This window comes from Bartonella sp. OC68QHHN (genome assembly GCF_042193875.1).
In the GTDB taxonomy this organism is placed as follows: domain Bacteria; phylum Pseudomonadota; class Alphaproteobacteria; order Rhizobiales; family Rhizobiaceae; genus Bartonella; species Bartonella grahamii_A.
Genome location: NZ_JBHIME010000023.1, coordinates 481,547 through 494,989 on the forward strand (window position 1 = coordinate 481,547; position 13,443 = coordinate 494,989).

Annotated in this window: 9 protein-coding genes; 7 read left to right on the plus strand and 2 right to left on the minus strand. The window is 38.3% G+C overall.

Translation table 11 applies throughout. The features are described 5' to 3' along the window. Positions 1-163 precede the first annotated feature (163 nt). From mdh to lpdA, 6 genes are all read left to right on the plus strand, one after another. Complete coding sequence (gene mdh, locus ACFIJ0_RS04635; protein ID WP_375624831.1) at positions 164-1,126, plus strand: malate dehydrogenase; 963 nt, start codon at positions 164-166, stop codon at positions 1,124-1,126. A gap of 89 nt (positions 1,127-1,215) precedes the next feature. Next, a complete protein-coding gene (sucC, locus tag ACFIJ0_RS04640) occupies positions 1,216-2,412 on the plus strand; it encodes an ADP-forming succinate--CoA ligase subunit beta (protein ID WP_375624832.1) in 1,197 nt (398 codons plus the stop codon). A gap of 3 nt (positions 2,413-2,415) precedes the next feature. Continuing rightward, positions 2,416-3,318, plus strand: coding sequence for a succinate--CoA ligase subunit alpha (gene sucD, locus ACFIJ0_RS04645; protein WP_375624833.1), 903 nt, complete (start codon positions 2,416-2,418; stop codon positions 3,316-3,318). A 164-nt stretch (positions 3,319-3,482) separates the two neighbouring features. Beyond that, positions 3,483-6,482 carry a 2-oxoglutarate dehydrogenase E1 component gene (locus ACFIJ0_RS04650; RefSeq protein ID WP_375624834.1) on the plus strand — a complete coding sequence of 1,000 codons (3,000 nt, stop codon included), beginning with the start codon at positions 3,483-3,485 and terminating at the stop codon, positions 6,480-6,482. A gap of 32 nt (positions 6,483-6,514) precedes the next feature. Further along, entirely contained in the window at positions 6,515-7,726 is a 1,212-nt protein-coding gene (gene odhB, locus ACFIJ0_RS04655) for a 2-oxoglutarate dehydrogenase complex dihydrolipoyllysine-residue succinyltransferase (protein WP_375624835.1), read from the plus strand. A gap of 31 nt (positions 7,727-7,757) precedes the next feature. Then, positions 7,758-9,164 carry a dihydrolipoyl dehydrogenase gene (gene lpdA / locus ACFIJ0_RS04660; protein WP_375644254.1) on the plus strand — a complete coding sequence of 469 codons (1,407 nt, stop codon included), beginning with the start codon at positions 7,758-7,760 and terminating at the stop codon, positions 9,162-9,164. Between the two features lie 1,146 nt (positions 9,165-10,310). Here the strand turns inward: lpdA and ACFIJ0_RS04665 are convergent. Continuing rightward, positions 10,311-11,549, minus strand: coding sequence for a saccharopine dehydrogenase NADP-binding domain-containing protein (locus tag ACFIJ0_RS04665; RefSeq protein WP_375644255.1), 1,239 nt, complete (start codon positions 11,547-11,549; stop codon positions 10,311-10,313). Between the two features lie 53 nt (positions 11,550-11,602). Next, on the minus strand, positions 11,603-12,700 hold the full coding sequence (locus tag ACFIJ0_RS04670; protein WP_375624919.1) for a carboxynorspermidine decarboxylase: 1,098 nt from the start codon (positions 12,698-12,700) through the stop codon (positions 11,603-11,605). Positions 12,701-12,868: 168 nt separating this feature from the next. Between ACFIJ0_RS04670 and ACFIJ0_RS04675 the strand changes: the two genes are divergently transcribed. Further along, positions 12,869-13,366: a BA14K family protein gene (locus tag ACFIJ0_RS04675; protein ID WP_375624838.1), complete on the plus strand. Its 498-nt coding sequence runs from the start codon at positions 12,869-12,871 to the stop codon at positions 13,364-13,366. Positions 13,367-13,443 lie beyond the last annotated feature (77 nt).

A 13,443-nucleotide genomic window follows, 5' to 3' on the forward strand; every position in this document is an offset into this window, starting at 1 on the left:
GTTTCAGTGGAGGGTTGTTGTTTCTGTAAGGAGAAAAATTTGTGAATTTCATTTCTTTACTCTTTTTTATGATATTGTTTGAATATGGTTGAAGTCAAAAATATTCAGTATATGGACGCTGAGGGGTGTGCGCTGAATTATCTAAAAGTTAGGAAAAACTAAAATGGCACGAAAAAAAATAGCTCTCATTGGTTCAGGTATGATTGGTGGTACTTTAGCACATATTATTGGGCTTAAAGAGCTTGGTGATGTTATCTTATTTGATATTGCAGAAGGTGTGCCACAAGGTAAGGCTCTAGATATCGCCGAATCTTCGCCTGTTGACAGTTTTGATATCAGTTTAAAAGGTGCTAATGCTTATGAAGCAATTGAAGGTGCTGATGTTGTTATTGTAACAGCAGGCGTTGCGCGAAAACCTGGTATGAGCCGTGATGAACTTTTGGGCATTAATTTAAAGGTTATGGAACAAGTTGGAGCTGGAATTAAAAAATACGCTTCTTCAGCGTTTGTTATTTGTATTACCAATCCCCTTGATGCAATGGTGTGGGCATTGCAGAAATTTTCAGGTCTCCCTACACATAAAGTGGTTGGTATGGCTGGTGTTCTTGATTCAGCACGTTTTCGTCATTTTTTATCTGAGGAATTTAAGGTTTCTGTTAAAGATGTAACAGCGTTTGTTTTAGGAGGGCACGGTGATTCAATGGTTCCTCTTGTGCGTTACTCAACGGTTGGTGGTATTTCTTTGCCTGATCTTGTAAAGATGGGTTGGACAACACAGGAAAGAATTAATCAAATTATCCAGCGTACCCGTGATGGCGGTGCGGAAATTGTTGGTTTATTAAAAACAGGTTCTGCTTACTATGCACCAGCAGCTTCTGCTGTTTCTATGGCTGAGGCCTATTTAAAGGACACTAAGCGTGTTGTGCCTGTTGCAGCTTATCTTTCAGGAGAATATGGGGTTAATGATACCTATGTTGGTGTTCCTGTTGTACTTGGTGCAGGTGGTATTGAACGAGTCATTGAAATTGATCTTGATAAAGAAGAAAGAGATGCTTTTGTTCATTCAGTAAATGCGGTTAAAAAGCTTTGTGAAGCTTGTATTTCTCTTGTGCCTAGTCTCAAGTAAATTGAACAAGATTTAATTCATTAAAATAAATATTTAGAATATTAAAACTTTAGGATTAATAATAATCCATAAAAGAAAGGGACGAATGCATGAATATCCATGAGTATCAGGCCAAACGTCTGCTTCATGAATATGGAGCACCAATTGCAAATGGTGTCGCTGTTTATTCTGTAGAGCAAGCTGAAAAATGGGCGGAAAAGCTGCCTGGACCTCTCTATGTGGTTAAAAGTCAGATACACGCTGGTGGTCGTGGTAAGGGTAAGTTTAAAGAACTTGGTCCTGATGCAAAGGGTGGTGTTCGGCTTGCACAATCTGTTGAAGAAGTTGTTGCAAATGTTCAAGAAATGCTTGGTAAAACTTTGGTAACCAAACAAACGGGTCCAGAGGGTAAGCAGGTCAATCGTCTTTATATTGAAGATGGTGCCGATATTGAACGAGAGCTTTATCTTTCACTTTTGGTTGATCGTAGCGTTGGTCGAATTGCTTTTGTTGTTTCAACAGAAGGTGGAATGGATATTGAAACAGTTGCTGAAGAGACACCAGAAAAAATATTCACGCTTCCGATTGATGCTGTAGAGGGTGTTACTTCTGCTGATTGTGCAAGACTTTGTGATGCGTTGAAACTACAAAGTAGTGCGCGAGAAGATGGTGAAAGGCTTTTTCCGATTCTCTATAAAGCATTTTGTGAAAAAGATATGAGCCTTTTAGAAATCAATCCGCTTATTGTGATGAAAGATGGTCACTTGCGTGTTCTTGATGCAAAAGTTTCTTTTGATAATAATGCTCTGTTTCGTCATCCAGATATTTTAGAATTACGCGATCTTTCAGAAGAGGATCCAAAAGAAATTGAAGCATCAAAGCATGATCTTGCTTATGTTGCTCTTGAGGGCACGATTGGTTGCATGGTTAATGGTGCGGGTCTTGCTATGGCAACAATGGATATCATTAAGCTTTATGGAGCAGAGCCAGCGAATTTTTTGGATGTTGGTGGTGGAGCGTCAAAAGAAAAGGTGACAGCTGCTTTTAAAATTATTACGGCCGATCCAAATGTTAAGGGCATTTTGGTTAACATTTTTGGTGGTATTATGCGTTGTGATGTCATTGCTGAAGGTGTGGTTGCTGCTGTTCGTGAGGTTGGTTTAAAGGTTCCCTTGGTTATTCGTCTTGAAGGCACTAATGTTGAGCAAGGTAAAGCAATTATCAATGACAGTGGTTTGAATGTTATTTCTGCTGATGATTTAGATGATGCTGCCCAAAAGATTGTTGCAGCCGTGAAGGGAGCTTAAGCTATGTCGATTCTTGTGAATAAAGAGACAAAAGTTCTAGTTCAAGGGCTTACAGGAAAAACAGGAACATTTCATACAGAACAGGCGCTTGCTTATCATGGTACGCAAATGGTTGGTGGCGTTAACCCTAAAAAGGGTGGAGAAACATGGGAAGGTTCAAAAGGCGAAACTCTTCCTATATTTGCTAATGTTGCAGAAGCAAAAGAAAAAACAGGCGCGGATGCTTCCGTTATTTATGTTCCTCCTGCAGGGGCTGCGGCAGCTATTATAGAGGCTATTGAGGCTGAGGTTCGTTTAATTATCTGTATTACGGAAGGTGTTCCCGTTATGGATATGGTTAAAGTGAAGACGCGATTAGAAAACTCAAAGTCTCGTCTTATTGGTCCTAATTGTCCCGGTATTCTTACACCAAATGAATGTAAAATTGGTATTATGCCTGGTTCTATTTTTAGAAAAGGTTCTGTTGGGGTTGTCTCGAGGTCGGGAACTTTAACTTATGAAGCCGTTTTTCAAACGAGTCAAGAAGGTCTCGGGCAAACAACTGCGATAGGGATTGGTGGCGATCCTGTTAAGGGCACTGAATTTATTGATGTGTTAGAAATGTTTTTAGCGGATGATGAAACTCAGTCTATTGTTATGATTGGTGAGATTGGTGGTTCTTCTGAAGAAGAAGCAGCACAGTTTCTGAAAGATGAAGCAAGAAAAGGTCGTAAAAAACCAGTTATTGGCTTTATTGCTGGCCGCACAGCTCCTCCAGGACGTACAATGGGACATGCTGGTGCTGTTATTTCTGGTGGTAAAGGTGGAGCAGAAGATAAAATTGCGGCAATGGAATCAGCAGGGATTCGAGTGTCTCCTTCACCATCACAGATAGGTAAGACTTTGATGTCAGTTTTGAAAGGTTAAAAGAAAATTTCACCTGAATAAGAAAAAGTTCTTAGATTCAGGTGAAGAAACTTGAGTATAAAAAGGTAAAACTTTTTTGAATGTTCGAATCATTGCTTGTTTTGTAAGCATTTAAAGGTTGAAAAGAGATATAAGGAGACGGAATAGATGTTCCGGAGAGGTATATGGCAAGGCAGGACGAAATAAATAGCCTTTTTGCACAGACATCATTTCTTTATGGTGGAAATGCGGATTATATAGATCAACTTTATGCTCAATATGAAAAAGATCCTACCAGTGTTGATTCACAGTGGCGTGCTTTTTTTGAAGGACTTCATGATAGTAAAGAAGATGTTCTTAAAAATGCTGAAGGAGCAACATGGCAATGTGATCATTGGCCATTAAAAGCAGAGAGTGAATTGATTTCTGCTCTTGATGGTGATTGGTCTTCTCTTGAAAAATATCTTGGTGATAAGTTAAAGGAAAAAGCAATAAAAGGTGCTGTGCAAAAGGGAAAAATTTCCAGTGAGCAAGATATTATTCGTGCAACACGTGATTCCGTTCATGCGATTATGATGATTCGTGCGTTTCGAGCACGGGGGCATCTTCGTGCGCGGCTTGACCCTCTTCAATTGGCCGAAAAACAAGAAGATTATAAGGAACTTTCTCCTGAAGCTTATGGTTTTACTCCAGCTGATTACGAGCGTCCCATTTTTATTGATAATGTTTTAGGGTTGGAATATGCAACTATTCCACAAATGCTTGAAATTCTCAACCGTACTTATTGTTCAACAATCGGTGTGGAATATATGCATGTTTCTGATCCAGTTCAGAAAGCATGGCTTCAAGAACGCATTGAAGGGCGAGATGAAAAAAAATCTTTCACACAACAAGACAAGAAAGCTATCCTGAAAAAGCTTATTCAGGCAGAAGGATTCGAACAGTTTTTAGACACTAAATATAAAGGTACAAAGCGTTTTGGACTCGATGGTGGTGAGGCGCTGATTCCCGCTCTTGAACAGATTATCAAATGTGGTAGTGCTTTAGGGGTGCAAGAAGTTATTTTAGGAATGGCACATCGTGGTCGTTTAAATGTTCTTTCACAAGTTCTCTCTAAGCCACATCGAGCTATTTTTCATGAGTTCAAAGGGGGATCTTATAAGCCTGATGATGTGGAAGGATCGGGTGATGTCAAATATCATTTGGGAACTTCAGCTGATCTTGAATTTGAGGGTAAAAAAGTTCATTTATCACTGTTGGCCAATCCATCTCATCTTGAGATTGTTGATCCGGTTGTTATGGGAAAAGCACGTGCTAAACAAGATCAACTTATGGGACCTGCGCATACTGATTTACTCTCATTAAGTGAGCGTTCAAAAGTGATGCCATTGCTTATTCATGGTGACGCTGCCTTTGCAGGACAAGGCGTTATCCAAGAAACTTTTGGTCTTTCAGGTCTTAAAGGTTATCGTGTTGCAGGCTCACTTCATGTTATTATCAATAATCAGATTGGTTTTACAACAGCTCCACGTTTTTCACGTTCTTCGCCTTATCCATCAGATGTCGCAAAAATGATTGACGCGCCAATTTTCCATGTGAATGGTGATGATCCTGAGGCAGTTGTTTTTGTTGCCAAAATAGCAACGGAGTTTCGCCAAATTTTCCATAAACCAGTGGTTATTGATATGTTTTGTTATCGCCGTTATGGGCATAATGAAGGTGATGAACCTTCCTTTACGCAGCCGCTTATGTATAAGGCAATTCGTAATCATAAAACAACACTTCAACTTTATAGTGACCAATTGGTAGCAGAAGGGGTGATTTCTTTAGAAGAGATTGAGCAACAAAAAAAATTATGGCGCGATAAGCTTGAAGGTGAATTTGAAGCAAGTGCTTCTTATAAGCCTAATAAGGCTGATTGGCTTGATGGAAGCTGGACGGGACTCAAAGCTTTTAGTAGTTCTGAAGAGCAACATTCTAGAACAACTGGTGTTGAATTAAAAATTTTAAAGGAAATTGGTCAGAAAATTGTCGAAATTCCGGCAGATTTTCACGTTCACAAAACCATTCAACGTTTTTTAAATAATCGTGCTAAAATTTTTGAAACTGGTCAGGGTGTTGACTGGGCAACTGCTGAAGCTTTAGCTTTTGGTTCACTTTGTTTGGAAGGAGCACCGGTTCGTCTTTCCGGTGAGGATGTTGAACGGGGAACTTTTTCACAACGTCATTCAGTTCTTTATGACCAAGAAAATGAGGCGCGCTATATTCCTTTGAATCATTTACAAAAGGGGCAAGCGCTTTATGAAGTTGTTAATTCTATGCTTTCTGAAGAAGCTGTTCTTGGTTTTGAATATGGATATTCTCTTGCTGAACCACGAGGATTAACACTTTGGGAAGCACAATTTGGTGATTTCTCTAATGGTGCACAGGTCATTTTTGATCAATTTATTTCATCCGCAGAGCGTAAGTGGCTTCGTATGTCTGGTCTTGTGTGTTTATTGCCTCATGGTTTTGAAGGGCAAGGGCCGGAGCATTCTTCTGCACGTTTAGAACGGTTTCTTCAACTTTGTGCGGAAGATAATATGCAGGTTGCTAATTGTACAACCCCTGCAAATTATTTTCATATTTTGCGTCGACAAATTAAGCGTGATTTCCGTAAGCCATTGATTTTGATGACGCCAAAATCACTTTTACGTCATAAGCGAGCTGTTTCTCTTCTCAATCAAATGGGGCCAGAAACAAGTTTCTGTCGTGTATTGCTTGATGATGCAGAATGTCTCAAAGATTCTGTCATTAAGTTGCAAAAAGATAATAAAATTCGCCGTGTCGTTCTTTGTACTGGTAAGGTTTATTACGACCTTTATGAAGAACGTGAAAAAAAGGGTATTGATGATGTTTACCTCCTTCGTGTTGAGCAGCTTTATCCTTTCCCTGCTAAAGTTTTGGTGAATGTGTTGTCACGCTTTTTGCAGGCAGAAGTTTTTTGGTGCCAAGAGGAACCAAAAAACATGGGGGCTTGGTCATTTATTGAGCCTTATTTGGAATGGGTTTTGACGCATATTAATGCGCAATATTCACGTGCTCGTTATGCAGGACGTTCTGCGAGTGCGTCACCGGCCTCTGGGTTAATGGTGAAACACCTTGAACAACTGGCTGCGTTTCTTAAAGACGCGTTAGGTTCTTAATTTATTACTACTCTGATGTATGGAAAAATATTATGACTACTGAAATTCGTGTTCCTACTTTGGGCGAATCGGTTACCGAAGCAACGATTGGCAAATGGTTTAAAAAACTTGGCGAAGCTGTCGCTATGGATGAGCCTTTGGTTGAATTAGAAACTGATAAGGTAACCGTTGAAGTTCCTTCTCCTGTTTCGGGGAAATTATCTGAAATCATTGCAAAAGAAGGCGATACGGTGGAAGTAAATGCTCTTTTAGGAGTGGTGGAAGCTGGAGAAGCTGATGTCTCCCAATCATTTTCACCTTCTGCTACACTTGTTCCAGCGGCTTCATCTGAATCGCAGAAGCCTGCTTTGAGCAGTACAATGCCTCCTTCTCCTTCAGCAGCAAAATTGATGGCTGAAAATAATGTTGCAAAAAGCGATATTTCAGGTTCTGGAAAACGTGGACAAATTCTTAAAGAAGATGTTCTTGGTGGATTAAAACAAGGTATAAATGCCCCTACACCCTCTTCTTCTGCGACGAATTCTTCGGCAACTCCTGTCCGAGAAACACGTGAAGAGCGGGTTCGTATGACGAAATTGCGTCAAACAATTGCTCGCCGTCTTAAAGATGCACAAAATGTAGCAGCAATGTTAACCACATTTAATGAGGTTGATATGTTAGCAGTGATGGATTTGCGCAAGCGTTATAAGGATCTTTTTGAAAAGAAACATGGTGTTAAACTTGGTTTTATGAGTTTTTTTACCAGGGCTGTTTGTCACGCATTAAAAGAACTTCCTGCTGTTAATGCCGAGATTGATGGGACAGATATTGTTTACAAAAACTATGTCAATGTTGGAATTGCTGTTGGAACGGATAAAGGGCTTGTTGTTCCAGTAGTGCGAGATGCAGATCAAATGTCATTGGCAGAGATTGAAAAAGAGATTGGTCGTTTGGGGCGTCTTGCGCGTGATGGAAAATTAGCCGTTTCTGATATGCAGGGCGGAACTTTTACCATTACCAATGGAGGTGTGTATGGATCGTTGATGTCAACACCGATTTTGAATGCACCACAATCTGGTATTTTGGGAATGCATGCAATTAAAGAGCGAGCAATGGTTGTTGAGGGCCAAATTGTGATCCGCCCCATGATGTATTTAGCGCTTTCTTATGATCACCGTATTGTGGATGGGCAAGAAGCTGTAACTTTCCTTGTGCGTGTTAAGGAAAGCTTAGAAGATCCGGAACGCCTTGTTCTTGATTTGTAAAATACAGTTTTCAGGATGAAAGGAGAAACGGATGTCTTATGATGTGGCTGTGATTGGAGCGGGTCCAGGTGGTTATGTAGCAGCAATAAAGGCTGCACAATTGGGACTTAAAGTAGCGATTATTGAAAAGCGTACAACATTAGGAGGAACATGTCTCAACGTTGGTTGTATTCCTTCTAAAGCGTTGTTGCATGCTTCAGAAGTGTTTTCTGAAACCCAGCATGGTTTTGAAACGCTTGGTATTTCTATTGGTAAGTCTAAGCTTAATCTTGAACAAATGATGGTTCATAAGAAAGCTGTGGTGACAGCCAATACAAGTGGCGTTTCTTTTTTGATGAAAAAAAATAAAGTTGATACTTTTTTAGGGACAGCCAAAATTTTGAGTGCGGGTCGTGTGGAAGTTGTTGCCAGAGATGGTAATAAACAAACAATTGAAACAAAAAATATTATTATTGCTACGGGTTCAGAGAGTTCGGGCATTTCAGGGGTGAATGTTGAAATTGATGAAAAGACTATTGTTTCTTCTACGGGAGCCCTTTCACTTGAAAAAGTACCAGCGCATATGATTGTAGTGGGTGCTGGTGTCATTGGTTCAGAACTTGGATCAGTTTGGAGCCGTTTAGGTGCTAAGGTGACCATTATTGAGTATCTTAATAAAGTTTTGGGTTCAATGGATGGTGAAGTTTCACAGCAATTTCAGAAATTAATGGAAAAACAGGGAATAGAATATAAGACGGGAACAAAAGTAACAGCTATTACACAATCTGGCTCAACTGCTCAGGTGACTTTTGAAGCCGTCAAAGGTGGTGCTGCTGAAACTTTAGAGGCTGATGTTGTGCTCATTGCTACTGGACGTTCTCCATACACCGATGGTCTTGGTTTAGGGGAGGTTGGTGTTCAGTTGGATGAACGCGGTTTTATTGCAATTGATGCCCATTGGCAGACGAATGTTCCAGGAATTTATGCGATTGGTGATGTCGTAAAAGGACCAATGTTAGCGCATAAAGCAGAGGAAGAAGGCGTTGCTGTGGCAGAAATTTTGGCAGGTCAAAAAGGGCATGTTAATTTTGATGTTATTCCTAATGTTGTTTATACACAGCCGGAAGTTGCGAGTGTAGGAAGAACAGAAGAAGAGCTAAAAACTGCTGGTATTGAATATAATGTTGGCAAGTTTCCTTTTATGGCCAATGGTCGTGCACGTGCAATGCAAAAGAGTGATGGATTCGTTAAAATCCTTTCCGATAAAAAAACAGATCGGGTACTAGGAGGGCATATTCTTGGGTTTGGTGCTGGTGAAATGATTCATGAAATAGCAGTTTTGATGGAATTTGGTGGTTCATCAGAAGATCTGGGACGTTGTTGCCATGCACATCCTACCTTATCAGAAGCTGTGCGTGAGGCAGCTTTGGCAACATTTGCTAAACCACTTCATATTTAAAAGTACATTTTAAAAAGCACAGGAGGCAGAAAATATTTGTGAAGCATGAAACAATATTTTAAAAATTTAAAAAGGAATACAACCAATTGTATTGAACTGTTCCATTTGTTGTATGCTTTTCGGTAATTACTGTTTTAGAACTCAGTTGTGCAGTTTCGATTGATTATCCTGTTGTGCACTATCGTTTAGAGCGGTGGTGTTTGGTATGTGTAAAGTTTTCCATATGGGGTGGTTTTATACTATTATAAAATATTTAGGATAGGGTTCTGAACCTATTTGCGTGCTTCGTTTTAAGAAAACATCTCTTAAAATGCCCAAGTCTACTTCGCGATGGTGCTCGTGAATGGTATAGCTGTAAAGTTCCTATTGAAATATATAAAATTCATTCAAACTGTTATAAGACCTATTGTGCACAATTATCTTTATGTTTAGTAAAAGTATACGCTGACATTATAATACACTTTTTCAGTTCTCAATATTGCTAAAGCTCTTTATTATTTGACAGTTTTTATAAGAGAAATTTTAATTCTTTTCTTTCATCATTTTTACTCACACGCTCGTTTTGTTTGTGATGTGCAGACAAAAGATTTTAATTGATTCAATGTGAGAGAGTTTGTGATAAGAAAATCTTACAGTTTTCAGCGTTATAAATCAAGTTGAAAATGATATTTTATTTTTATAAATCAATATTTTATGTATGATTATGAATCATATGAAGAGGGAAGCCAAAAGGAATTCGCTCAAAGAAATTGAATTGTTTAATGATTGGTGTGAGTTAAGGATCTTTGTCATTTAAGATGAAGAGGGGAGGGATTGAATATTCTACAAAATACCGCTCTTTTTTAAAAGAGCGGTATTTTTATATCTTTTGTTTATGACAATATCTTTTTGATGTTGATGACAAGTTATACAGTGTGATTAAATTAGTTTTTGTTTCTCTATTTTTCTTGATCATTGCTTGTATGTCTTAAAAAGATGATATGTCTCTTCTTTAAGGTTGTTAAGAAATCGCAATGTTGCCAAAATATAATGAATAGCTAAAATTTTTTTGAAAACCATAATTACATGAGAATATTAAGTCTGTTTTCATTGGACAGTTTTCTGATAACTTAAAAAATCAAGCATATGCTTTCTATAGGTATAAATTTAAAATTGTAATTTTTTATCCTCTTGTTGTTCTCTTATAAAAGTGGGAAGCCCCATATGATCAAGATATTTAAGGAAAAGGTGGGGTGGTAATTCCTCTACATTGACCATAGTTTTAACATCCCATTCACCTGTAGCAATGAGAAGGGCCGTTGCGGCTGCTGGTACGCCAGCTGTATAGGAAATACCTTGTGCCCCAGTTTCATGAAAAGCTTGTTTGTGATCGGCTATGTTATAGATAAAAATTTCTCTCGGATTTCCACCTTTTTCACCTTTAATAAGATCTCCAATACAGGTTTTTCCTGTGTAATCTGGGGCGAGAGAGGAAGGGTCGGGTAAGACGGCTTTCACGACTTTCAAGGGCACGACTTCTTGACCTTCCGCCGTTTTTATCGGTTGTTCGGATAAGAGTCCGATGTTTTTTAGAACAGTAAAAACAGTGATATAACGATCACTAAATCCCATCCAGAAACGGACATTTTGGACATCGAGATTTTTGGAAAGTGAATGAATTTCATCATGTCCTGTCATATAGGCTTTTTGTTTTCCAACAACGGGAAGATCCCATTCATGGCTGACTTCAAACATTTTATTGGAAGTCCATTTTTTATTTTGCCATGACCATACTTGTCCTGTAAATTCACGGAAGTTAATTTCTGGATCAAAATTTGTAGCAAACCAACGTCCATGATTTCCGGCATTAATATCAATAATATCAATATCTGTGATTTTATCAAAATAATCATCGCGCGCTAATGCTGCATAAGCATTTACTACACCTGGGTCAAAACCTGCTCCTAAAATAGCAGTGATACCAGATTTTTCACATTCTTGACGCCGAGGCCATTCATAATTGTCATACCAAGGAGGTGTTTCACAAATTTTCAAGGGGTCTTCATGAATCGCTGTATCGATATAAGCGCATTTGGTTTCAATACAAGCTGAAAGAACAGACATATTAAGAAAGGCAGAACCAACATTAATGACAATTTCGCATTTGGTCTTTTGGATGAGCTTTATAGTTTCTTCTACATTCATGGCATTGAGCGAATGGCTTTTGAGAACACCCTGTTCTTTCATTGTGTTTTTTTCTTTAATAGAAGCAATGATGGCTTCACATTTTCTGAGTGTTCGTGAAGCAATATGAATTTCACCAAGAATATCATTGTTTTGAGCACATTTGTGTGCAACAACTTGTGCAACACCTCCAGCACCAATAATGAGAACATTTTTTTTCATTGCAGGTTCATCTCCCTTTTAATACTGTTGTATGACGTTTTTATGGTTGATCTTTATGAAAGGCTTTTCTGATAGTCGTTATAGCTGAATTGGCGTCGAAGTGTTAATGTACCATCGCACTCTTTGAAAACAATAGCAGGCATTGTAACGCCATTAAACCAGTTTTTCTTGACCATTGTATAACCTGCTGCATCCTGAAAAGATAGTCTGTCGCCTATTTTGAGAGGTTTTTTAAATTGAAATGTTCCAAAAATATCGCCTGCAAGACAAGATTTTCCACAAATCATAATTTCGTATGGTCCTTGATTGGGTTCTAATTTGGCATTTTCACGATAAATTAAAAGATCAAGCATATGTGCTTCAATTGAGCTATCAACGATGGCAAGATTCTTTTCATTATACAATGTGTCAAGAACACTGACTTCTAATGTGGTGCTTTTGGTGATGGCAGCTTCTCCTGGTTCTAGAAAAAGAGTAACACCATGGGTTTTAGAAAATTGTTTTAAACGTTTTGCGAAAGCTTCTAGAGGATAATTTTCAGCTGTAAAATGGATACCACCACCAAGGCTTATCCAGTCAACTGCAGCGAAAAGTTCTGCAAATTTTTCTTCCATATAATTTAGCATTTGGTTAAAAAGATTAAAATCAGCATTTTCGCAATTATTGTGGATCATTAAGCCATTTATGAGTGGTAGAACTTTTTTTATAGCGCTTTGATTGGTTTCGCCTAAGCGGCTAAAAGGGCGGGAAGGATTAGCAAGATCAAAATTGGATGCACTGATTCCTGGATTTAACCTCAAGCCTCGTTGGATGGTCTTGCTAGCGTTAGCAAAACGTTGAAGCTGTTGGATTGAGTTAAAGATAATTTTGTCTGCATAACCACAGGCTTCATCAATTTCATGATTGGCCCAAGCCACAGAATAGGCATGAGTTTCTTTGCCAAATTTTTCTCTTCCTAAACGCAATTCATATAAAGATGATGAGGTCGTTCCATCCATATACTCAGACATTAAATCAAAAACACTCCATGTGGCAAAACATTTCAAAGCAAGTAAAATTTTAGTTCCGGACATTTCCCGTAAACGAGAAATTGTTTGCATGTTTTTGATGAGTTTCGATTTGTCTATAAGATAATAGGGGGTTTTTATCATCATTTATTCATTCTTTTTTGAAGGATCTTATTGCCAAAATCAACGTTTAGTACAAAGAGTAACAGAATGTCTCAAGAAAAAAAGAGTCTTAAGAAAAGAATCTGTTTCTGTCTAGCAAGAGAAAGGCTTTCTGTAATTACTGTTGTTTATTATTTTGAGTTTTGCGTTATGAGTATGAAAAAAAAATTATATTATGCTTTAGCTTTTCTATTTGTTAGCAGTTTTTTCTTTATAGCAACTACTCTTGTTAATTGGGGGCAAAATAGGAGTGATGCTAAAGCCAAACTGGTTACTCATACTTCTGTCCAAGATAGTTCGGTGCCTTTGATTTTTACGGGGCGTAGAGAACTTAATGGTTTCAAAGGGTATCGTCATTATCGGCGTGGTTATCGTAAATACAGTGATAATTGGTGGTATCCTGAAGTGGCATTTGTTACATCACCGCACTTAAGCACAAAAGGCGCATCATTAAAAGTTGTATCAGATGTTAAAAAAGTGTTTTTAACGTCTTCTTCAGAAAAATTAGAAAAAAAAGAGCCATGGATGCTTAAACAACATATTGAATCTTGCCGTGCGCGTTATCGCTCTTATAATAAAAATGATAATAGTTTTCAGCCTTTTCATGGGGGACGTAAACAGTGTTTATCACGCTTTTTTAAAGGATAGAAATTATTAAATAAAATTTTAATTGCTTCTTGTCGTGGGCGTCATTGTTCTTACAATAAAGGGAAAAATTGTGTGGT

Bases quoted from the DNA above. Each gene is read 5' to 3' on its own strand.
- odhB (WP_375624835.1), top strand. From the start codon at position 6,515: ATGACTACTGAAATTCGTGTTCCTACTTTGGGCGAATCGGTTACCGAA.
- ACFIJ0_RS04670 (WP_375624919.1), bottom strand. From the start codon at position 12,700: ATGATAAAAACCCCCTATTATCTTATAGACAAATCGAAACTCATCAAA.
- sucD (WP_375624833.1), top strand. From the start codon at position 2,416: ATGTCGATTCTTGTGAATAAAGAGACAAAAGTTCTAGTTCAAGGGCTT.
- sucC (WP_375624832.1), top strand. From the start codon at position 1,216: ATGAATATCCATGAGTATCAGGCCAAACGTCTGCTTCATGAATATGGA.
- ACFIJ0_RS04650 (WP_375624834.1), top strand. From the start codon at position 3,483: ATGGCAAGGCAGGACGAAATAAATAGCCTTTTTGCACAGACATCATTT.
- ACFIJ0_RS04675 (WP_375624838.1), top strand. From the start codon at position 12,869: ATGAGTATGAAAAAAAAATTATATTATGCTTTAGCTTTTCTATTTGTT.
- ACFIJ0_RS04665 (WP_375644255.1), bottom strand. From the start codon at position 11,549: ATGAAAAAAAATGTTCTCATTATTGGTGCTGGAGGTGTTGCACAAGTT.
- lpdA (WP_375644254.1), top strand. From the start codon at position 7,758: ATGTCTTATGATGTGGCTGTGATTGGAGCGGGTCCAGGTGGTTATGTA.
- mdh (WP_375624831.1), top strand. From the start codon at position 164: ATGGCACGAAAAAAAATAGCTCTCATTGGTTCAGGTATGATTGGTGGT.